Source organism: Williamsia sp. DF01-3, from assembly GCF_023051145.1.
Classification (GTDB): Bacteria; Actinomycetota; Actinomycetes; order Mycobacteriales; family Mycobacteriaceae; genus Williamsia.
Genome location: NZ_JALKFS010000005.1, coordinates 2632175 through 2654728, shown reverse-complemented (window position 1 = coordinate 2654728; position 22554 = coordinate 2632175). Strand labels below are relative to the sequence as shown.

15 protein-coding genes, 2 tRNA genes and 1 pseudogene are annotated in these 22554 nt (G+C 65.0%); 13 read left to right on the top strand and 5 right to left on the bottom strand.

Annotation, left to right across the window (positions count from 1 at the left end):
- The first annotated feature begins 266 nt into the window (after window positions 1-266).
- From MVA47_RS14645 to MVA47_RS14605, 9 genes are all read left to right on the top strand, one after another.
- Window positions 267-830, top strand: coding sequence for a hypothetical protein (locus MVA47_RS14645; protein ID WP_247208463.1), 564 nt, complete (start codon window positions 267-269; stop codon window positions 828-830).
- A gap of 233 nt (window positions 831-1063) precedes the next feature.
- A complete protein-coding gene (locus MVA47_RS14640) occupies window positions 1064-1462 on the top strand; it encodes a DUF6188 family protein (protein WP_247208462.1) in 399 nt (132 codons plus the stop codon).
- A gap of 94 nt (window positions 1463-1556) precedes the next feature.
- A complete protein-coding gene (locus tag MVA47_RS14635; RefSeq protein ID WP_247208461.1) occupies window positions 1557-2114 on the top strand; it encodes a PadR family transcriptional regulator in 558 nt (185 codons plus the stop codon).
- Window positions 2115-2155: 41 nt separating this feature from the next.
- Window positions 2156-4201 carry an NADPH-dependent 2,4-dienoyl-CoA reductase gene (locus tag MVA47_RS14630; protein WP_247208460.1) on the top strand — a complete coding sequence of 682 codons (2046 nt, stop codon included), beginning with the start codon at window positions 2156-2158 and terminating at the stop codon, window positions 4199-4201.
- A 25-nt stretch (window positions 4202-4226) separates the two neighbouring features.
- Window positions 4227-4733 carry a nitroreductase family deazaflavin-dependent oxidoreductase gene (locus tag MVA47_RS14625; RefSeq protein WP_247208459.1) on the top strand — a complete coding sequence of 169 codons (507 nt, stop codon included), beginning with the start codon at window positions 4227-4229 and terminating at the stop codon, window positions 4731-4733.
- A gap of 27 nt (window positions 4734-4760) precedes the next feature.
- Window positions 4761-5564: a mycolate reductase gene (cmrA, locus tag MVA47_RS14620; RefSeq protein WP_247208458.1), complete on the top strand. Its 804-nt coding sequence runs from the start codon at window positions 4761-4763 to the stop codon at window positions 5562-5564.
- A gap of 63 nt (window positions 5565-5627) precedes the next feature.
- Complete coding sequence (gene orn, locus MVA47_RS14615) at window positions 5628-6227, top strand: oligoribonuclease (RefSeq protein WP_247208457.1); 600 nt, start codon at window positions 5628-5630, stop codon at window positions 6225-6227.
- 85 nt (window positions 6228-6312) lie between these two features.
- Window positions 6313-6388: transfer RNA gene (locus tag MVA47_RS14610), tRNA-His, on the top strand.
- A gap of 319 nt (window positions 6389-6707) precedes the next feature.
- Window positions 6708-7226 carry a hypothetical protein gene (locus MVA47_RS14605; protein WP_247208456.1) on the top strand — a complete coding sequence of 173 codons (519 nt, stop codon included), beginning with the start codon at window positions 6708-6710 and terminating at the stop codon, window positions 7224-7226.
- 138 nt (window positions 7227-7364) lie between these two features.
- Here the strand turns inward: MVA47_RS14605 and MVA47_RS27280 are convergent, their stop codons facing one another.
- Window positions 7365-7532: a DUF3631 domain-containing protein gene (locus MVA47_RS27280; RefSeq protein WP_374474195.1), complete on the bottom strand. Its 168-nt coding sequence runs from the start codon at window positions 7530-7532 to the stop codon at window positions 7365-7367.
- Window positions 7533-7856: 324 nt separating this feature from the next.
- Window positions 7857-9035: an Ig-like domain-containing protein gene (locus MVA47_RS14600; protein WP_281504764.1), complete on the bottom strand. Its 1179-nt coding sequence runs from the start codon at window positions 9033-9035 to the stop codon at window positions 7857-7859.
- Window positions 9036-9271: 236 nt separating this feature from the next.
- Between MVA47_RS14600 and MVA47_RS14595 the strand changes: the two genes are divergently transcribed.
- Both MVA47_RS14595 and MVA47_RS14590 read left to right on the top strand, forming a co-directional pair.
- Window positions 9272-9344 (top strand) — tRNA-Lys (locus MVA47_RS14595).
- A 148-nt stretch (window positions 9345-9492) separates the two neighbouring features.
- A complete protein-coding gene (locus MVA47_RS14590) occupies window positions 9493-10902 on the top strand; it encodes a chloride channel protein (RefSeq protein WP_247208455.1) in 1410 nt (469 codons plus the stop codon).
- 22 nt (window positions 10903-10924) lie between these two features.
- Here the strand turns inward: MVA47_RS14590 and MVA47_RS14585 are convergent, their stop codons facing one another.
- The gene (locus MVA47_RS14585) at window positions 10925-11146 is read right to left on the bottom strand and encodes a DUF3618 domain-containing protein (protein ID WP_099385042.1); all 222 of its coding nucleotides are present in this window, start codon (window positions 11144-11146) and stop codon (window positions 10925-10927) included.
- A gap of 144 nt (window positions 11147-11290) precedes the next feature.
- On the opposite strand from MVA47_RS14585, the gene bcp reads away from it, so the two are divergent.
- Both bcp and MVA47_RS14575 read left to right on the top strand, forming a co-directional pair.
- Window positions 11291-11764 carry a thioredoxin-dependent thiol peroxidase gene (gene bcp / locus MVA47_RS14580; protein WP_247208454.1) on the top strand — a complete coding sequence of 158 codons (474 nt, stop codon included), beginning with the start codon at window positions 11291-11293 and terminating at the stop codon, window positions 11762-11764.
- An 18-nt stretch (window positions 11765-11782) separates the two neighbouring features.
- Window positions 11783-12481 (top strand): TetR/AcrR family transcriptional regulator, encoded by a 699-nt coding sequence (locus MVA47_RS14575; protein WP_247208453.1) that lies wholly within the window; start codon window positions 11783-11785, stop codon window positions 12479-12481.
- Window positions 12482-12497: 16 nt separating this feature from the next.
- On the opposite strand, the gene MVA47_RS14570 is transcribed toward MVA47_RS14575, so the two are convergent.
- Window positions 12498-12908 carry a holo-ACP synthase gene (locus MVA47_RS14570; protein ID WP_247208452.1) on the bottom strand — a complete coding sequence of 137 codons (411 nt, stop codon included), beginning with the start codon at window positions 12906-12908 and terminating at the stop codon, window positions 12498-12500.
- Window positions 12905-22125, bottom strand: a pseudogene (locus tag MVA47_RS14565) (fatty acid synthase subunit beta domain-containing protein). The gene MVA47_RS14570 and the pseudogene MVA47_RS14565 overlap by 4 nt, the downstream one beginning before the upstream one ends.
- Window positions 22126-22554: the final 429 nt, after the last annotated feature.

The following is a 22554-nucleotide window of genomic DNA, read 5'->3' as shown; positions in this document are numbered from 1 at the left end:
GGTTGCACCCGCCGGAACAGGGTCGTCAGCAACACCGAGTGTGATGCGACGCCTGGGGCCGTGGGTCTCCCGTCTCGGTCGATCGGCTCGAGAACAACCCAGTCGGCGTTCAGGTGTTGCCAGCCCAGCGCGCATTCGCGTGCGATGAACATGCATTCGTTGGCCCCGTAACTGTTGATCACCGGCGCCTGCCAGGCATCACGAAGTCGCGTCGCCATCTCTGGGGTCATCCCTTCGGCAATCGGGCGCACGATGACCGGGCTGATGTGCAATCGTCGTCGAGCCTGTTCTTCGGCGAGGAGCAACAACGTGCTCGAATAACCGCTCAGCACAGCGGGATCGAAGGCGTTGAGCTGGTCGACGAGCTCACCGATGGGTGTGTCCACCGGAAGCAATCTCGCCAACTGCCTTCGTCCGGTCTGGACCTGCTGACGGGCGAGCAGAGCCCGTGCCATGTGGTGACCGCTGGTGGCCGCGATCACGGCGGTGCGACGGCCACGTCGGAGGAACTGCGCGGTCTCGACCACCGACATCCTGCGTTCCCGCATGCCCAGGGCCCGCGTGACACGGAATGCGAACTCCTCGGTGACGAAATAGCCGACATGCCCGGTGGTGCCCGAGGTGGTCGTCACAAGGTAGTCACCGAGGAACGCCGAACCTGCCGAGTCCTGGTCGTCGACAAACCTCTGTACGCCATCCAGAGTCACCCGCGGGTCGGTCACCCATTCGTCGAAGGAGTCCATCAGCTCGGTTTTCGACGTGATCGGCAAGTCCGCGATCGTCGCACCGGACCTGGGAAGATCCCGGTAGAGCCGGCCGAAATACGGTGAATGTTGCCGGACGTGTGCGACGAGCTCGTCGAGTCGTCGCCGTTGTCGTTCTTCGATCCCACCGGGTGCTTCACGCACCGCATTGCGTATGTCGCGTTGCAGTGCCTTCAGATTGTCATCCAGTTCAGTCACGAATCGACACTGTCACGAGCAGCTGCTGACCGGCGTTCTTCTTGCCTAACTCGCGTATGTGCGCGACAGTCGAATGTGACGTACACCACTTGGAGGTTGCCGTGCACCTGTGGATACAAGGCCATCACGTCGAACGACTCACGTTCGACGACAACCTGACGTTCTTCTTCGACGGTCACTGCGAGCTGGTGCTGTGGTCGCCGTTCTCACTGACCTCACCACCCATCGGAGGACGCGGGATCGACCACGACGACATCGATCCGGCCAACGTGATCCCCGAGCAACGTCCCTTGTTCACCATGCTGGGCAGCAGATGCGCAGTGGCCGAATGCACTGACGACGGGGACCTGCACATGGAGTTCGGCGACGGCAGCAGCATCGACGTTCCGGCGGACCCGGATGGGCCGTCGTGGGAGCTGTTCGCAAAACGGCAGGGGTACGCCACCTGCGAGCGGTCCGGTGAAATCCGCGTGATCGAACACCATCACGCCGCCCACTGAACGGCAGTATCGATCGTTTCGCAGTTCACTGCTAGTAGCAACCGGCATATGAACACTGTTGCATAGCGCGCAGTTGCACAGGTATGGTGCTGGCGTGGCACTCGAACACGCGATCATGACCTCGCTCGCCGAGCGTCCGGGCACCGGTTACGAAATCGGGCAACAGTTCACCCGGTCCATCGGCCATTTCTGGTCGGCCACACATCAGCAGATCTATCGGACGCTCAAAAAGCTGCACACCGACGGTCTGGTGAGCTTCGAATCCGTTGCGCAAGACGGCCGACCGGACAAAAAGGTCTACACGCTGTCAGCCAAAGGGCGTGTGGCGCTGAGGGAATGGGTCAGCTCCCCCACCGAACCTCAGCAGCTACGCGACGAACTGGGCGTCAAGATCAGGGCCGCCGAGTTCGGCAACCTACCCGGACTCATCGCAGAACTGAAGCGGCATCGCGACCTGCACGAAGGCCGACTGAGGCTCTACCAGGAATTCGAGAAGAACGACTACCCCGACCCCGACGCCCTCAACTTCCGCAAGCTCAAGCAATACCTGGTCTTGCGCGGTGGAGTGCGTATCGAGATGGGGTTCATCGAGTGGTGTGACGAAGTGATCGGCGCGTTGAGCGCTCAGCTCGACGAACCACCCAGCAACTGAAAGCGTCGCGGCCAGCCCCCGTGACAAGAAAGGTTCCACCCATGACCAACCCGTACCCAAAACTGTTCGAGCCGTTGACCATCAACAAGGTCGAACTCAAGAACCGCGTCATCATGGGCTCCATGCACACCGGTCTGGAGGATCGCCTCTGGGACGTCGACAAGCTCGCCGCCTACTACGCCGAACGAGCCAAAGGCGGTGCGGCACTGATCATCACCGGAGGAATCGCACCGACCCGTGCGGGCCTGCTGTCGCCGTTCGCGGGCAAACTCACCAACAAGCTCGACGTGATCCGCCACCGACGCCTCACCAGTGCGGTGCACAAAGAGGGCGGCAAAATCGCGATGCAGGTGCTGTACGCCGGCCGGTACGGGTACACACCGTTCAAGTTCAGTGTCAGCTGGGAAAAATCACCGGTGCACCCGTTTCAGCCGATCAAGATGAACGATGCCCTCATCAAGCATGCGATCTGGTCCTATGGGCGCTGCGCGAAGCTCGCGCGCGAGGCGGGTTACGACGGGATCGAGATCATGGGCGGCGAGGGCTACCTCCTCAACACCTTCCTGTGCAAGCGCACCAACGACCGCACCGACAAATGGGGCGGTAGCACCGAGAACCGCCAGCGCATCGTTGTCGAGATCGTCAAAGAGATTCGCAAACGAGTCGGCCCCGACTTCATGGTGATCATGCGTCAATCTATCGCCGACCTCGTCAAAGACGGCCAGACGTGGGATGAGATCGCCCTGTTGGCACGCAAACTCGAAGAGCACGGTGTCGACGCGATCAACACCGACATCGGGTGGCACGAAGCGCAGGTGCCCACCATCGTGACGTCCGTTCCTCGTGGGGCGTTTGTCAGTTACACCGAGCGCCTGCGCGAAGAGGTGTCGATTCCGCTCATCGCTTCCAACCGCATCAACACCCCCGAACTCGGGGAGCAGATCCTCGAGGGTGGACGAGTCGACGCCATCTCGATGGCGCGTCCTCTACTGGCCGACCCCGAGTTCGCCAACAAGGCGGAGGCCGGGCGGGCCGCCGAGATCAACACGTGCATCGCCTGCAACCAGGCGTGCCTCGACCATGCTTTCGTCGGCAAAAAGGTGTCGTGCCTGGTCAATCCCCGCGCAGGACGCGAGACCACGCTCACGCTCGGCACCACCCGTAAGTCCAAGCGCGTCGCCGTGGTGGGTGCTGGGCCGGCCGGACTGTCGGCTGCGGTCGCCGCCGCACGGCGGGGGCACGAGGTGCACCTGTACGAGGCCGGAGAACACATCGGCGGTCAATTCTCGATCGCAGCGCGGATTCCCGGGAAAGAAGAGTTCTCCGAGACCATCCGGTACTTCACAGCCCAGCTCGAGGCGACCGGAGTCCACGTCCACCTGAACACCTGGGTCAGCGCTGAAGAACTGATCGACGAGAAGTTCGACGACGTCGTCGTGGCGACCGGCGTCACCCCGCGCATGCCCGACATCCCCGGTATCGACCACCCCAAGGTGATGTCGTACGCGGAGGCTGTGCTCGGCCACAAGGCAATCGGAAAGACCGTTGCTGTCATCGGGGCCGGCGGTATCGGCTTCGACCTCACCGAGTTCCTCACCGTCGACGATTCTCCCACCCTGAACGTCAAGGAATGGGCAGAAGAGTGGGGCATCACCGACGACCTGGGCGTGCCGGGGTTTGTCGGTAAACCGCGTCCCACCCCCGCTGCACGCACGGTGTACCTGGTCCAACGCAAATCGGGTCGGCAGGGTAAGTCGCTGGGCAAGACGTCCGGCTGGGTGCACCGTGCGACTGTCAAGATGAAAGGCGTCGAGCAGATCTCCGGTGCCAGTTACGACAAGATCGACGATGCAGGCCTGCACCTGAGTTTCGCGCCGAAAGAGGAAGGCGGCGAGCGCACCACGCGGGTGCTCGACGTCGAGACCGTGGTGGTGTGTGCTGGTCAGGAGTCGGTGCGCGAGCTCGTCGACCCGCTGACCGTCGCGGGTGTGAGCACCCACGTGATCGGCGGCGCCGATGTGGCCGCTGAACTCGACGCGAAGCGGGCGATCCGCCAGGGCACCGAGGTCGCCGCAAGTATCGTCTGAACCCGAGACCACGAAGGGTGGAGCCGTGACCGCACCATTTCCCGACAGGCGTTGGGGCTCGAGTAGCTCGCCGCTCAACCGGGTCATGTTCGCGGTGGCCGCCACCCCACCCGGAACGTGGTTGGCACGCAAGATGATTCCGCTGGACCGGCGACTCCTGATCCGTAGCAGGGGACGGTTCACCATCGCCGGTCCGGTCGGAGCCCCCACCATGTTGCTGACGACGATCGGCGCAAAGAGCGGGCAACACCGGGTATCGCCCCTGCTGTACTTGCGCGAGGACCCCGACCTCTACGTGGTCGGTTCCAACTTCGGGCAGCCCCACCACCCCGCCTGGACCGCGAACCTGCTCGCGAACCCCGCGGCATGGGTGAATATCGACGGAACCGGGATCGCGGCGACCGCCACCCTTGTCGAGGGCAGCGAAAAGGAACGCCTCTATCGCGAGTTCGAAAAAGTGGCGCGCAATTACGCGATCTATCGCAGCAAAACCTCGCGAGACATCCGTATGTTCCGGCTGTCGGCCACCTGAAGGCATCCTCCCGATACGATCGGCGCCATGCCTATCCCCCATCCGACACCGTCAGCCAGGGCAGTCGTCACCGGCGCATCGTCGGGTATCGGCGCGGCACTCTCGACCGAGCTCGCCCGACGCGGGCACTCCCTGATCTTGGTTGCCCGCCGCGAGGAAATCCTGACCGCGACCGCGACCGAGTTGAGCGCGACATTCGGTGTCGAAGCGGAGGTGCGTGCCACCGACCTCTCTGATCCGACCGCGACCGACACCCTCTGCAACGAGCTCCGCGACCGTGAGATCTCCATCTTGTGCAACAACGCGGGCATCGCCACCTTCGGACCGTTGTCCGAGCTGGACCCAGAATACGAGCGAGCACAGGTGAGGCTCAATACTGTTGCGGTGCACGACCTCACACTCGCGGTTCTGCCGCAGATGGTTCAACGCGAAGCCGGCGGGATCCTCATGGTCGGTTCGGCGGCGGGCAACATGCCGATCCCGAACAACGCCACATATGCGGCGACCAAGGCGTTTGTGAACACCCTTTCCGAATCGGTCCGGGGTGAGGTGGCCGGCAAGGGCGTGCACGTGACTCTGCTGGCGCCGGGACCAGTGCGTACCCACACTCCGACGCCCGAAGAGGCAAGCATCGTCGATCGTGTGGTCCCCGACTTCATGTGGAACTCGAGCGAGTCAGTGGCAAAACTCAGCCTCGACGCCCTGGAGCGAAACAAGATGCGTGTGGTCCCCGGGGCGCTCTCCAAGGCGATGTCGGTTGCCGGTGGCTACACCCCCCGGAAGTTCACCGCACCGATCGTCGGCTCGTTCTATCGCAAGCTCGGCGACTAGGGCTGCCCTGGGCGCGCGCAGGTCAGGGCATGACGCCGCGAACCGCTCAACTAGGGTTGTGGGGTGCAAGACAAACTTGTGTGGATCGACTGCGAGATGACCGGGCTGCAATTGCGCAGCGACAAGCTCATCGAGATCGCAGCCCTGATCACCGACAGCGAACTCAACATCATCGGTGACGGCGTCGACGTGGTCATCCACGCCGACGACGACGCCCTGGCGGCCATGCCTGCGGTGGTGAAGAAGATGCATGCAGCATCCGGACTCACCGAAGAAGTGCGTGCGTCCACGGTGACCATCGAGGAGGCGCAGAAGCAGGTCCTCGACTACCTGCGCAAGCACATCGACACCGCCGGCGCAGTCCCCCTCGCCGGCAACTCGATCGCCACCGACCGCGGCTTCATCGCCCGGGACATGCCCGAACTCGACGCGTACCTGCATTACCGGATGGTCGATGTCAGCTCGATCAAAGAGCTGTGCCGCCGGTGGTACCCGCGCATCTACTTCGGACAGCCAGAGAAGGGCCTGGCACACCGTGCGTTGGCCGACATCCGGGAATCGATCCGGGAGCTCAAGTACTACCGGGCAACAGCGTTTGTCGCCCCTCCTGGGCCCGAATCGTCGGCCATCGAGGAAGTGACCAAAACGCTCGGTCCGGCCTGATGGCGACAGGCCGGGTAACCGATTGGAATTCCGGACCGGCGAGCCGCTAGAGTAAGTCCCTGGTTCCGCTAACGCGGATCCGATGGTGGGCGTAGTTCAGTTGGTAGAGCACCAGATTGTGATTCTGGCTGTCGCGGGTTCGAGTCCCGTCGTCCACCCCAACACGAAGGCCGGTGTGAGCGCTGATTGCGCAAGCACCGGCCTTTGTCGTTCTTCATTGTTGGCGGGGGCGTCGGTCTCGCGCCGGCGGCCCACAAGCCTTCTCTTAGTTTGCTAATGGCTTTTGGAGTTGGTCGAGGAGCTTCGCGGTGACGCGTAGCTCGACGTGTTTGTGCGCGTGTTGATCGTCTCGAGTCTGAGTGGTGGGAGTAGTTTCGGTACGGCGGTAGGGTCCGGCCGTTCTCTTGAAACGACGTGATGGCTTCTTTGGTGTGTTGTGATCGCAGGAACTACGAGACGCCTAGTCGAAGGATCAAATAAATGCGTGTGAGTATTCGTTCGGTGGTCGCCGCCTCGGCGCTAACCGGTGCAGCCTTGTTTATGTCCGCGCCAGTAGCGTCTGCCGCAGCGGAGGACGTCACAATGGCCGCCCCGACCGTGGTCGACGGTAAACTACAGGCCAAGGTCACCAACAACACCGGCGGTCTGTTGACTTGCTACGTGTCAGGCACACCGGCAGGGTCGACGAGGGAGCCACGAGACATTGAGGAATTCTCGTTCGGCGGCAACAAGACAGTCAGCACGGGGACTAGCCCCATCTTTCTACGCACGTACGATGAGCTGTTGGAGATTCCGGACGGGACGTACGACGTGTATTGGCATTGCAATACGGTAGGTGGTAACCCCAATCCGGGAGAGTGGGGCACTGACGAGAACGACACATATTCAGTCGAACCTTTCCGAAACGTCGTGGTGAAGGGCGCAATTGGCTATACACCGCCACCACCGCCCACCAATAGCTGCTCTGGCTCCTTGTGCGGCGTCAGCCTGTTCGGCTAGTTCTCGGCATTCCGGAGCCCTCGACTTCGGTCGAGGGCCGCTGAAGCGCGTCGAGTAGCCGTTTCGGGTGGTCAGGTCATGCTTGTTAGGTTTCGAGGACTCGCCAAATGCGCTGATAAGCAGCATGGCGTCGTTGTCTTAGTTGTCCTCGTGATGGAGACGGGTGAGGGCGCTGGCTTCCCGACGCACGCGTTGCCCCCACCCTGATCCTGCTACGTCTGCAACTGTCCCCAGCGGCTCCCATACGTCGGCTGCCCGGTCGACTACGCCGATCGCAGAGGGCACCGTAGCGGCGAGCGCCTCCACCGTTGATTCATCGTTTAAGGCCCGATCCGGTCGCGCAGTTCGTGCAGTTGCGCTGTATCCGAACGCATCTGGAACTCAGTTATCTGCTCGCCGGGCTGCGACGACATCTCAGTGGTGTGGCTGCGCCTGACGGACGCTGACGGCACAGTGGGGCGATACGGGCCCGGAAAACGGCGGAAGGCCGCGGGGGGCCGCCTATCCCGTAGGAGGACCGCCCTCGAGCAGGACAGGGTCAGCGTCATTCGGTTCGGGGTCGAAAATGATCACCAGGCCGGGCTCACAACCCGAAGAGAACCCGATGTCCACAGGAGGGGACGCTGAGCCTCAGGCGTTGCCCTGCTTCCAGGTCTCCCACGGAATGTTCCAGTCTCCGAGGCCGTCGGTACCCGACAGCTCGGGACCCACAGTGTTCTTCACGGTGATGACGTCGCCTCGCAACGAATTCTGAACCCACCACAGAGCGTTCTCCGGACTGACGTTCAGACAACCGTGACTCGTGTTCTCGCTGCCCTGCGCGTACACCGACCACGGCGCGGAGTGGATGTAGATACCGCTCCACGACATCTGGGTGGCGTAGTCGACATCCAGCCGGTACCCGGCCGGAGAATTCACGGGGACACCGTAGGTGGACGAATCCATCACGATGCGGTCGAGACGATCACCGATGATGTACGTGCCGTTGTCGGTGGGCGTCGAATCCTTGCCCATCGACGTCGGCATCGTCTTGATGACCTTGCCGTTCTCCGTGATGGTGATGGTCTTGGTGTTGTCGTCGGCAGTGGCGATGAGCTCGCGCCCGATCGTGAAATTGGTCTTCAGGTTCTCTTGCCCGAAGAGACCGTCACCCAGATCGATCCCGTACGTGTTGACCGCGACATCAACCTTGGTGCCGGGCTTCCAGAACTGCGCTGGGCGCCAACGCAATTCGGTGTCACTGAGCCAGTAGAAGCCACCCTCGGTAGGTGGGTCGGTACGGACCGTGATCGCGTCCTGCGCAGCCTTGCGGTTGGGGATCGCCTCGTCGAAACGTATTGCCACCGGCATCCCGACCCCGACGGTCGAATTGTCTTCGGGCAGTACGTAGGCCTGGGTGAGGTTGTTGGGCGAACTCGTGGTGAACGAGGTGGTCGCCTTGGTGCTGCCACCGATGCCCTTGGCGTCAGCGGTCAGCGTGTAGGTCTTGTTGTAACCGAACGACCCAGGGGCCACGGTCCAGCTCTTCTTGTCCGGCGACAGCGTGCCCGGCACCGGTGCGCCCGCCGAGTTGGTGATCTGGACGTCGGTGAGACGCCCGTCGCTCGCGGTGACCTTCACAGGCGCACCGGGCGAGAACCCCACATCACCGTCGACCACTGGCTTGTCCGCGAAACCGGTGATCTTCACCGCCGGCTGCAGGAGATCGTCGAACGGTGTGGTGCTGACAACCTGATCGCTGTACTTGGGCGTTGGGGCATCGGAGGCACACGCCGACATCACCGCGGCGAGTGCGATCAGGAAAACCATGAAAACAGTGGACTTTCGAGCCCCTTGTCCTACCGAGGTCTGCGTGAACCCCATCACACTCCAAACATCCCCTCAAGCCCAACGAGTGGGCACCAACCATCTGAGGAGAGTCTACGGGCAATGTGTGACGGACAGGAAACGCGACGAGCGGTCAAAACGGACCGTTTTCACCTCTGCGACCACGCGATTTTCGTTTTCCGCATAAGGCCTGCTAACGTTCCAAGTCGCAACAACGCGCGCCATTAGCTCAATTGGCAGAGCAGCTGACTCTTAATCAGCGGGTTCGGGGTTCGAGTCCCCGATGGCGCACTTCTAGGATTGACTGCACCACTTCAATTCCTGCTGGGGCCGCGACGGCCAAAGTTCATGTGAACAATCGACAGCCACCTGATCGGTCGCACGTCATCGATCGTCAACTGTCACACCTGGACACGCTCTTCCCATTACTGTCATCCCAATGACGCGAGGGGCTGCTGTCGTAGCGCTCGGCGCCAGAATCGGTAGCCGACTCGAACGCTCGAGCTATGCCGTCCGATGGCTGGTCTTGGGCATCTCCATCGGCGTGGTCGCCGGACTCGGCGCGGTGGTCTTCTTCGAAATGCTCGAGCTGGCCGGCCGACTCCTCCTGGAGGGCCTCGGCGGCTACGAACCTCCAAAGGCCGGGCGCGACGGCGACACGGGCCACTCAGACGGTTTCAGTCGGCCCTGGGCAATCCCCCTCGTCGTCGCCGGCGGCGCGCTTGCTTCGGCCGTTCTCGTCGCACGTTTGGCACCGGAGGCAGAAGGGCATGGCACCGATGCCGCGATAGAGGCCGTCCATTCCGGTCCGCGCAGCATCCGGATGCGGGCGGTGGGGGTGAAGATGGTCGCGAGCGCGTTGACCATCGGCTCCGGCGGATCTGCGGGCCGGGAAGGACCGGCGGCACAGATCTCCGCAGGATTCGGGTCGCTGTTCACGCGGTGGCTGAATCTGACCGACGACGATGGCCGAATCGCAGTGGCGATCGGGATCGGGTCAGGCATCGGGGCAATCTTCGGAGCGCCTCTGGGTGGCGCGGTGCTGTCGGGAGCCATCCTGTACCGCAACGACTTCGAGTTCCGGACGCTCATCCCCGGGTTGATCTCGTCCGTCACCGCCTACAGCGTGTTCGGCTCGGTCGAGGGCTACGATCCACTGTTCGGATTCGTGGCCGACGACTACAGATTCGAGTCACCCACACAGCTCATCTGGTTCGCCGTGATCGGACTACTCGCGGGCGGCGTGGGAATTCTGTACAGCCGCTTCTTCTACGGCACGGTCAGCGTGTTCGCCCGGTTGCCCGGCAACCGGATCGTCAAACCCGCCGTCGGCGGTCTCCTGGTGGGCCTGCTCGCCCTGGCGATGCCCGAGATACTGGGCAGCGGGTACGGCTGGGTGCAGGAAGCGATGAGCGCGGAGACACTGGCCTCGATGCCGCTGTGGATCGTGCTGGCACTCCCCTTCGCCAAGATCCTCGCGACGTCGTTGTCGATCGGGTCCGGAGGCGCCGGCGGCATCTTCGGTCCGGGCATGGTGATCGGCGCGTTCGTCGGCGCTGCGCTGTGGCGACTGCTGGAGCCATTCGCGCCCGGCGTCCCCGAGGCGCCGGCGGCGTTTGTCATCGTCGCGATGATGGCCTGTTTCGGCGCCATCGCCCGTGTGCCGGTAGCGGTGATGCTGATGGTGGCCGAGATGACCGGCGGCTACACCCTGATCCCCGGCGGGATGGTCGCCGTGGGTATCGCCTACCTGCTGGTGCTGCGGAGCGGGGACTCGATCTATCGCGCTCAGCGCGAGGACCGGGAAGCGGCTTCGGTCGAGCGGTCGGGGTCCCGGCCGCTCGACTGAAGCTGCTCAGTCAGTCAGCTGCTCAGGAGACGATTTTCTTGATGACGATCGCGACCACGACGACTCCGACCGCGATCAGCGTTCCCGCGACCGCCGGCTTCTGGAGGGTCACGAGCGCAGTGGCCTTGGCGTCTTCGGCCAGCCGCTGAGGATTGGCACGGGTCGCAAGCGCGTCCAGGGTCTCGGCGAGTTCGTCGCGGGCCCGTTCGATCTCGCGCTCGATGTCGTCGGTATCGCGTCCCACAAGGTCCTCCATCGGTGAAGTCCACTCCCCGCGCTCGTACGAAGGCGCGGAGCGGCCGGTCAGTATTCGGGCTCTACGGTAGTTCACAGTCCGGGTTGCCAGTGTTCCGCCACACGAATTGCGTCCTCGGCTAGCCTGAACCCGATGACTGAGAACACACGACTCGCAGTGGGCGACAAGGCCCCAGGCTTTTCCCTGCCGGACGCCGACGGAAACACTGTCTCGCTCGACGACTATCGGGGACGTCAGGTGATCGTCTATTTCTACCCCGCTGCCAGCACACCGGGCTGTACCAAGCAGGCCTGCGACTTCCGTGACAACCTGGGCGAGCTGAACGACGCGGGTGTCGAGGTCATCGGCATTTCTCCGGACAAGCCCGCAAAACTGGCCAAGTTCCGCGACGCAGAGGAGCTGACGTTCCCGCTTCTGTCCGACCCGGAGAAGGCAGTCCTCACGGCCTGGGGTGCGTTCGGTGAGAAGAAGATGTACGGCAAAACCGTCACCGGAGTGATCCGATCCACCTTTCTGGTGGATGCCGAGGGCAAAATCGCTGTGGCACAGTACAACGTGCGCGCCACAGGGCACGTGGCGAAACTTCGCCGCGACCTCTCGGTCTAGCCGAAGCGACCTGTGGCCATGGCCCAGCGGCAGTCCGGTACCGGCACCGGGGATTCCGGCGCCCTCAAGACCGGTGTCTCTCGGTTGCTCAGTTCCGAACCACTCGTTCCGCGCAAACGGCCCACACAGCAACGCAGCCAACTGCGGTTCGATGCGATGCTGGCCGCTGCGCGCGACCTGCTGATCGAGGTCGGCTTCGAGTCGCTGACGTGTGAGCACATCGCCCAGCGCGCCGACGTCCCGATCGGGACGCTCTATCAGTACTTCGCGAACAAGTACGTCGTGGTCTGCGAACTCGATCGCGAGGACGCTGCCGGGGTACAGAGTGAACTGGCCAGATTCGCCGCGGAGGTTCCGTCTCTGGACTGGCCTCGCCTACTGGAGAAGTTCATCGATCACCTGGCGCAGCTGTGGCACGACGATCCGTCCCGACGCGCGGTGTGGCTTGCTGTGCAGTCGACGCCCGCCACTCGCGCCACTGCCACCGTGCACGAGCGTGCGCTGGCGGAATTGGTCGCGCGGATCATCGCCCCACTGACCCCCGATCGCAGGCGCCGGGCGCTGATGTCCGAACTCCTGGTGCACACGGCGTACTCGCTGCTCAGCTTCTCGGTGCAAGAAGGTCAGAACCACTCCGCGACGGTCACCGAACTCAAGCGCATGCTGGGACGCTACATGCTCCTGGAAGATCCCGAGAACAACCGCAAAGCACAGTGATTCACAAGCGCAGGAACTACTGAGTCTGCGACTGCGGAGCCTCTTCGATCACCGCGACCGCACCCGCCATGTCGCCGTCATGGGTCAGCGAGATGTGCACCACCGTTCCTGCCAGGTGCGTACCGATCTCACCGCCCAGGCGAATGGCCGGCCGACCCCAGGCATCCGTGACGACCTCGATGTCGCCATGCCGAATCAGCGGGAGCAGGGGCGAGCGCGCGAAGCGGCTCACCGACCATGCCTTGATGACCGCTTCCTTCGCCGCCCACCGGGCCGCGAGATGCCTCGCCTCGTCACCGGTGCCCGAGGCGGCATCACGCCGCTCCCCCACCGTGAACCGATCTGCAAATGTGGTGCCGGGCTGTCTCAACTGCTCGGCGAAGCCGGGGATCGACACGAGGTCGATCCCCACTCCGATGACCGTCATCCGCCGTAGGTTCCGTTCGCCGACAGACGAGCGTCCGTATCGAGCAGCATCGCCGCTTCCTGATCGCCCTCGTAGGAGCTGTCGTCGAACCGGCGGTTCGGGGGCCGCTGGTAGGCGGGCTTGCCGCCGCACATGGCCTCGAGCAGACGCTGCTGGCCCAGCCGCGCACGTTCGGTTGCCGCAGCGCGGTAGCGCTCACGCTCAGCCGGATCAAGCGAGGCCACAAAGGCTTCCGGGTGCACCACGGCGATGAGGCCGGACACGTGCCCGAAGCCCAGGCTCGTCAAGAGACCGGCCTTGAGGGCGAACCTCTCGCCGAATCGCAACGGTTCGGTCGGCCACACCAGATGCTTGTGCTCGGCCATCACCTCGTCGACGCAATCGAGACTGCGGTTGGGCGGGATGACGCCGTCGCGCAACACCTGGCACAGACCGATCAGCTGGAAGGCTGCCGCGCCGCCCTTGGAGTGGCCCGTCAGCGACTTCTGCGACACCACGAACAACGGCGCACCGTCGCTACGACCGATCGCCTCGGCGAGCCTCTCATGGAGGTTCGCCTCGTTGGGGTCGTTGGCCTTGGTGGACGTGTCGTGCTTGGACACCAGAGCCACGTCGTCAGGACTGACACCGAGCTGACGGAGCGACCGGGCGATACCCGAATCCTGGTGTCCGCGAGCGGCTCCGAGTGCACCGATGCCCGGGGCCGGGATGGACGTGTGTACGCCGTCACCGAAGCTCTGTGCCCATCCGACCACACCGAGAACCGGCAGACCCATCTCGGCGGCCACGTCACCGCGGGCCAGCAGAATCGTTCCGCCACCCTGCGACTCGACGAATCCACCGCGACGACGGTCGTTGGCCCGGGAGAACCGGCGGGCATCGATGCCCTTGGCCTCCATCGTGGCCGTCTCGGCGGTGGCCGACATGTCGCCGAACCCGACGATGCCCTCGATACCGAGGTCGTCGAACCCACCGGCGACCGCGAACAACGCCTTGCCCAACTTGATCTTGTCGACGCCTTCTTCGACCGACACCGCCGCGGTGGCGCAGGCGGCCACCGGGTGGATCATCGCGCCATAGCTACCGATGTACGACTGAACCACGTGTGCTGCAACAACGTTCGGCAGTGCTTCCTGCAGGATGTCGTTCGCCTTGGCCTCACCGGTGAAGGTGTCGAGATACAGCGAGCGCATCGACGTCATCCCGCCCATGCCGGTGCCTTGAGTGTTGGCGACCAGGCCGGGATGCACCCACCGCATCAGTTCAGACGGTTCGAATCCGGAAGCGAGGAAGGCGTCGACGGTGGCGATGAGGTTCCACAGAGCAACCCGGTCGATCGACTCGGCCATGTCGGCCGACACACCCCAGCGGGTGGGATCGAACCCGGTCGGGATCTGGCCACCCACGGTGCGGGTGAGCTTGAATCGACGCGGTACGCGGATCTCGGTGCCCGCCTGACGTGTCACCTGCCATTCGCCACTGTCCGGGTCGACCTTGATCTTGGTCTTGTCCGGCGCGGCCGAGAGGAAGGAGCGTGCCTCCCCCTCTGACGCCACCGAGAAGGTCAGATCGTTGTCGAGATACACCGAGGTCAGCAACGGTGACGAGTTGTCGATCATGTCGCCGTCGTCGGCGTACCGGCGGATGCCGCAGCGTTCGACCACGGCGTCGTGGTAGCGATCGGCGATCTCCGACTCGGCGACCGGGTCGCCCGACCCGGCGTCGTACCAACCGGGCTTCGGTGTGGCCTCCCACGTGATCAGGCCTGTGCTCCAGGCCAATTCGAGAACGCCGGCCGCCGACAGTTCGTCTTCGACCTCCATCTCGAACCGGGTCCGTGCGCTACCGTACGGTCCGAGTTCACCGGCACCGACGATCACGACCAGGTCCTCCGGGCGCGCGTCGATCTTGCCCCACGCAGGGGTGGTCGACTCGGGCGCCCGCGCCGGGGCAGGCAGGGCGGCCAGTGTCGGCTCATCGGACTCGTCCTCGTCATCAGCTGCTGCCAGCGCGTCAGCCTGGGCCTGTGCCAGCGCCTTCATGTCGAGCGTCGCGTCGGCGAGTCCACCGGTCAGGTCGAGTTGCAACGGTTCGGTCCTGGCCTGGACCCGACTCTCGGGCGTCACCGCCGCGAGCAGCTCGGTGGCCATCTCGTGGGTTGACCAGGTCTTCACACCTGCGGCCTCGACAGCCTCGACGAGTCCATCGTTGTGGCCCATCAGCCCGGTGCCCGTGACCCACCCGATCAGCGCGTGCGCCAGGGTGACCTTGGAGTTCCACGAATCCTCCGCAGCCCAGCGCTTCACCAGTGCGTCGAGCGCGGCCTTGGACTCGCCATAAGCGCCGTCGCCACCGAACATCCCGCGGTTCGGCGAACCTGGCAGCACCACATGCAGCCGAGCCGCCAGATGATGGTCGGCCGCGATGTCGCCGAGACCGGCGATCAGCCGCTCCACCGACCAGAGCAACACCTTCATCTCCAGTTCGGCGCGGCCGCCCGCGTCGGTGAGGTCGCCGGCGACCCGCGGTGCGGCGAACGGGAACAGCAGGGTCGGCTTGAGCGCCGGCTGAGCACTCCGGTCTTGCCGCCGAGGTTCTCGGTCTGCTCGCTACCGATCCACTCGACCAGCTCGTCGACGTCGGTGTACGACGACAGGTTCGCCGGGACAATCCAGAGCGCCGCGTCGCCACGGGCACTACGGCGGTAGAGCGACTTGAAGAACGCCAGCCGATTGTCGTCGAGGCGCGAGGTCGTCGCGACCACGGTGGCCCCGCCGGCGAGCAGTTGCTCAACCACTGCGGCAGCGATCGACCCCTTGCTGGCTCCGGCCACCACGGCGATGTCATCGGCGTAGGTCTCGGGCTGCGGATCTTCGGCCGCGTGGGCGATCTGCGCGTAGACCCGGGCGTGCACCTGGTGTCCGTTCGCGAGCGCCTTGCCCTGCCACCAGGTGGCCTGATGGCAGACGGTCTCGCCCGCGCCGACAAACTTCGCGCTGATGTCGTAGAACTCGTTGTCGATGACGTGCTCGTCCTCGAGCCACAGCCGTGCCAGGTCCTCGCGAGCACTGGCCCATCGGTCGTCGATGAGCACCGCGCGGCGCTCGTCGAATGCCGGGGCCACCACACGCAGCCAATCCGAACCCAGTTCGGCGCTGACACGTTCGAGCACCGCGGTGTTGTCCTCGGCAGGTGCAGCGAGCTCGGGCTCGTCCGCCAGGCCGAGCTTCTGCAGGATGGTCTGCGCGGCCGAGGCCAGAGCGCCGGTGCGCCCGGTGAACTGCTCGGTGAGCTCCCCGAGAGCTGCAGCGTCGACCATTCCGCCTCCGCCGCCCCCGCCGACGGCGGGCTTGCTCACCGAGATGCCCTTGTTGGAGCCGACTTTCGCGACCGCAGCATCGATCAGGGCGTCGATACCGTCGGCGTTCGAAGGCGCCTCCGAGACCAGGTCGCCCAAGTCGCCACCGCGGACGCTGACGCCGTCGCGGCTACCGAGAGCGACCGCAACGCTGGTGTGCAGCGCCCAGCCGGGGCCGAGTTGCCACACCGAGGTGACGCGGTCCTCGATGTACGACGCGCGCTTGCCAACCGGCCCGAACACCTTGCGGATCTGGTCGCCGACGGCGTCGGTGAGCACCGAACCGAGCGGCTTGTAGCCGCGGGCCAGCGCGTTCACCGTCGAAGCGAGCGCGGGCATCTCGGCCTCTGCGGCGCCGTCGATGGCACCGAGGCCCAGTTCGCCGCCGATGTCGAGAAGCAACTGGTTGCGCCGGGATGACACACCGTCACACAGTGCCTCGATGGTGTCCGCAGCACCGATCTGATCGATGCGGATCTTCGTCCACAGCGCGATGACAGCGTCGACCGCGTCGGACGGGCCGAACGAGATGTCCTCGGGACGGGGACCCGAATCCGCGGGGGCCGCGACGGGAGCCGGTGCCGCGACCGCTGTTTCGGCGGCAGGCGCCGCTGCGGCAGCTGATGCCTCGACGGCAGGTGCTTCGTCTTCCTCCACATCCGGTGCGCTGTCTTTCGCCAGGATGACGTCGGAGTCACGCTCGATGTTGAGCACCTGAACGGCGGACTGAAGGTAGTCGTCCAGCTTGAGGGTGTTGCCGGCGAGGCCACTGAGTGTCGGAGCCGACTTCACGCCGACCTCGACGAACCGCTCCACTCCGGCTCCGCCACGCTCGACCGGGGTGAACAGCAGATCCTGTGTCTCGATCCAGCGCACCGGGCTGGCGAACTGCCACGCGAGCAGCTCGATCAGCAGCACGCGAGTCAGCTCACCGGGCTTGGCACTCCAGGTGTCCCAGTCGGCCAGCACATCGTCGAGTGGCTCGGACGGCACCAGGTCGGCGATCTCCTGGACGAAGTCGCGGCCCAGGTTGAACATGCGTGGGACCAGGTTCGGTACGTAGCGGCCCACGAGGATGTCGGGGTCGATGTGCTCGGGAAGCAGGTCCTGCAGACGATGCCGGAAGTCGGGCACACCCGCACGCAACACGGTGGAGTGGAACGGGACGTCGATCCCAGGAACCAGAATGAACGAGCGCTTGCCGCCCGCCTTGGCACGGAGTTCTTCGATCTCCTCCTCGAGCACCTCGAGTCCTCGGACCGTGCCTGCGATCGCGTATTGCGAGCCGAGCAGGTTGAGGTTCACGACCTCCAAGAACTCACCGGCGCGTTCGCCGACCTGCGAGACCCAGTCCATGACATCGGCGTCGGCCAGTCCGAACTGACTCGGCCGGATCGCGGCCATGCGGTAATCGCTGCGGCCCTTCGCATCTCGTGGGACCAAATGGTGCATGGCCTCGCCGCGCTGGAACACGACCTCGAGGACAGCCTCCAGCGGCAGCACCCCGGCGCACGCGGCGAGCGCGTTGTACTCGCCCACCGAGTGACCACAGGTGATGGCGTTCTCGACGAAACCGCCCGACTCCTTGAGTTCGGCGATCTGCGCGACGCCCAGAGTGGCCATGGCCACCTGTGTGAACTGCGTCAGGAACAGCACCCCGTCAGGGTGGTGGTAGGTGGTGCCGCCTGCCGAGAGTGTGGTCGGGTTGTCGCGGACCACGGCCAGGATCGAAAAGCCGAGAGCATCCCTGGTGTGCTTGTCCGCCCGGTCCCAGACCTTGCGGGCAGCCTTGGACCGCGACCGTGCGTCGAGTCCCATGCCCTTGCTCTGGATGCCCTGCCCGGGGAACGCGTAGACGGTCTTGGCAGGCGCGAGAAGGCCGGTGGCGTTCATCACGAGCAGGTCGCCGACTTTCGCGCTGACCTCGATGACGTCGCGGCCGGCGTCCATACCGACGCGGTCGACGCGGATGGTGACCTCGTCACCGGGGCGAACCATACCCAGGAAACGCGCGGTCCAGCCGAGCAGTGCGCGAGGCACCGGGATGGGGTTCTTGGCGTCGGTGGCGGTCACGACGTGCTGTGCAGCCGCGGACAGCCACATGCCGTGAGCGATAGGGCTGCCGAGACCGGCCATCTTCGCTGCCGACATGTCGGTGTGAATGGGGTTGTGATCACCTGAGACGAGGGCGAATCCGTGCATCCGCGACGGGGTTGCGATGGTGACTTCGCGGATCTTCTTCCGGGTCGCCTCACCTGACTTGGCGCTCAGTGCACCACCGGCCCGGCTCGGATCGGTCAACTCGCCGTCGCCGGTGCGTCCGCGTACGGCGAACCGTTCGGTCATCTCGGCAACCTGGCGGTCGGCGTCGGAGATGGTGACCACCACGGTGACCACACGGCCCAGGTCGGTGTCGACAACACCCGACAGTGCTGCGGTGACCGTCAAATCTGTTGCCACGCGCGGCAGTTCGCCGACGGTGGACGCAACATGATCGAGGTGGACCAGATCGAGGAGGCCTTCGACCACAGGCTCGCCGGCCTGGGTCGTCGCTGATCCGATGACACTGAAGACGGCGGGCCAGCACAATCCGACCAGCGTGTCGGGATTGGCGAAGCCGGTGACGCCTTGCGGGACCGAAGCACTCAGATGCTCGGGAAGGGTGTACGCGGTGACCGCGGCATGGTCGGCGACCAGGTCCGGGTCCCACGTGACGGTGCGTGTGGCGGCGCCATCGGTCACCGACGCCAGGGATCCACCGGCTGCAACCGCCAGGATCTGGCGCATCGCGCCTGCGGCGCCTTCGATGGTGACCTTGGGTGACCCACCGTCGAGGATCGACTCGTCGACGGTCATCGGGATGGCAACGGTGGCCTTGCCGATCGGCACGGTCAGGACGACTCCGTCGGAGGTGCGCTCGAGGACGGCCCCGGTCGGTTCGTGTTCACCACGCTCGGTGGAGGGGAACTGCCACGCATCCCGGTCACCCAGCAAAGCAACAGGATTCGCGACGAGGCGCCCGGACCACTGCACGCTCAGCGACTCGACGACGGTGCCGAGCACGCCTTCCACGTCGACCAGGCCCGCACGAAGACGCGCGCTGACCGGGAAGGGCTCTACGCCGATGCCGTGGAGATCGGTGACCACCTGGGCTTCGAAGCGGTCGAGCAACTCGCCGACCGGTTCGTCGACGCGGGTGATGCCTGCGACGGCGACAGGTCCCGGGATGATGCACACCTCGTCTGCGCCGTAGCGCGGATCGTGGGCCTGCCACAGGGAGTCGCTGCGCCACCAGCGACGCACGTCTTTGTCGATGACCGGGACGAAATTGACCGGCTTGCCGGGCGTCCGGCACAGGTCGAGGAAGAAGATCAGGTCGGCCGGGTGCAGAACGTCGGTGTCGGCAGCCGGGTACACCGCGACCAGCGCATCGATGGCTGCACCGGCATTGTCGGTGGCCGACGTATGACCGAAGAGCGTCGGGATCTGACCGCGGTCGGCATCGTTGAGACGGGCTTCGGCGCGCTGCAGCATCTCGATGAAACGCTGGCGCCACGTGACGTCGACCCATGTCGCCGCCCCGGTTGCCTCACCCACGGCGAGCTCGACATAACGCTCGAGCCACTGGCGATAGGTCATCTGCGCCACATCGCCGAAGTACGGCTTCGCGGTTCCGGTGAGCGCCTCGATGATCTCGTCGCGACGAGCCTGCACGGCCTCTTCGTCACCGGCCACCTCGTCGAGCAGTCGGCCACATCGCGACGCCGCGTTGTCGACCTCGTGGATGTCGGCGCCGAGCTGGCTTCGGCCCGAGGCCATTCCGGCAGTCGCGTAGCCTGCGCCGATCCACTCGTCGCAGCCCGGGGTGTTGACCAGGAGCTCTTTGACCGCCGGCGACGTGGTCGCCTCCTTGGTGGCCATGGCGGCGGTGCCGATCAGGATGCCGTCGAGCGGCATGAGCGGGTAGTCGTGGGCAGCTGACCAGACGCCGGTGAGGTATTCGCTGGCCCGCTCGGCTGTCCCGATTCCGCCGCCGACGCAGATGACCACGTTGGGGCGGGCGCGCAGCTCGGCGTAGGTGGCCAGGAGGAGGTCGTCGAGATCCTCCCAGGAGTGATGGCCTCCTGCGCGGCCCCCCTCGATCTGGACGATCACCGGGTAGTGCGGTACCTCGGCAGCAATGCGGATCACCGAACGGATCTGTCCGATGGTGCCGGGCTTGAACGAGATGTACGGGATCTGAGCGTCGGCGAGTTCGGACACCAGCGCCACGGCCTCGTCGAGCTCCGGGATACCAGCCGAGACGATGACGCCGTCGATGGGCGCGCCGTTCGCACGTGCCTTCTGCACGAGGCGCTTGCCGCCGATCTGCAGCTTCCACAGGTAGGGGTCGAGGAAGAGGGTGTTGAACTGCGCCTGACGGCCCGGCTCGAGAAGTTCGGTCAGCTTGGCGACGTTGTCGGCGAAGATGCCCTCAGTCACCTGTCCGCCACCTGCCAGTTCGGCCCAGTGCCCGGCATTGGCGGCCGCGGCCACGATCGCTGGGTCGACCGTTGTCGGCGTCATTCCGGCGAGGAGCATCGGCGATCGCCCGGTGAGACGGGTGAACGCGGTCTCCACCACGTGGCGACCGTTGGGAAGCTGAACGATCTTGGGACTGTAGGTACTCCACGGGCGCTGGACATCGGGGATGCCTCCGGGCGCGAACAGGTTGCGCTGCCCACCGCGTTGGCTCACCGAGATCAGGCCGACGCCCTGCCCGCGGACCACGGGAACACTCAGCCGGGTGGCGACGTCGCCGGGGCCCAGGTCGAGGATCCACTTGGCGCCGGCACTGACGACGTCGTCGAGAGCGTCGACCCAGTCGACCTTGTCGACCAGCACTGCCGCGGCGAGTCGTCGTGCGGCCACGGGGTCGATGCCGCACACGACAGCCCAGTCGGCGACGAGATCGCAGGCGGCCTCGAGCGCCGGATGGTGGAAGGCGATCGACACCGACAGCGGATCGAAGACCGGCGCGAAGGCGGTGCCGCCGGTCGTCTTCTTCTTGCGTTCGGCGGCTTCTGCGGCGGCGAGCGTCTCGCACTGGCCGACAAACGCCGACAAGTGGCGCGGAGCTCCTGAGAGGACCACAGAGCGTCGTCCGTTGACGATCGAGAGCACAGGCGCCGATTCACGGTCCGATTCGCGCAGCGTCAACGCGTAGTCGTCGACGAGTGTCTGGATGCGAGCCGGATCGACCTGCGCGACCGACAGCATCGGGCTCCCGGCGGCGTCGGAGGTGAGTCCTCGTCGACGGGCGATGAAAGCACCCGCCGCGCCGATGAGATGCGCTACGGCCAGTAGTGCGCCGTCGCCCAGACCGCCGTCCTCGGCTGCGGCCTTGATGGCCTCGGTGCCCAGCACGCCCTGCGAGTGTCCGATCGCCGCAACAGGGGTCAGCTCGCCGAGATCGAGTCCCTGCTTGCGAGTGGCGCTGATGGCCGCCAACTGAGCAAGCAGAATGCCCGGCACCGACACGGGCGCCGCGGCGAGAGCATTGTCGGCAGGTACCGATTCTTCGGCGTTGTGTGCGTGCACCCAGCTGAGTGGATGGAAGCCGTCGGGCCGGACCGCAGCGAGGCGGTCGGCAACCGGCTCGATGAGCCGCTCGGCCGCATCGACGATGTTGGCGATGCTGCGGTCGAGGTCTGCGTCGATGACCAATTCGGCAAGAATCGGCAGCCAGGGTCCACCTTGTCCCCCGAAGCTGACCGCGTACGGTTCACCTTCTCGCAATCGGTCGATCAGGATTCCGTCGGGGCGTGCGGCCCACGCTGAGTTTTCTTCGGATCCGGTGCGGAACTGGTGAATCGTCACGAGGCTCCCTCATGTAGCTGTGGTGTTCGTCGGTCGGCGGGCGTGACACCGCGGTAGGTCTTCGTCGGCCACTCGATGTCTGTGGCGGCGCGTGGACGTCTGGAGTCCACCCGTTGGCGGTCGCGCTGATCCGATTCTCGAATCACGCTGCGACGCACTCCTTTTCATCCCCGGACGCACGGCGTCGATGCCGCGGTCTCCTGATGCGCACGATGACCATGTTTGCACACGAAAATGAGGTTTTCCTCATGTTTCGATGTGACCCGTGGGTATACCGGCGAGTAACCCCCGGGGCCGTCTCTTCGCCGCTTCCGCTCGTCGTGGCGTCCTGCTGTCAAACACCTGCTCAGACGCCCCGAACGAGCGCTCACCCGGGCTCTGAGCAGCCAATTCAATTCGTTATCGAATTGTTACAATCAAATTGCCGAC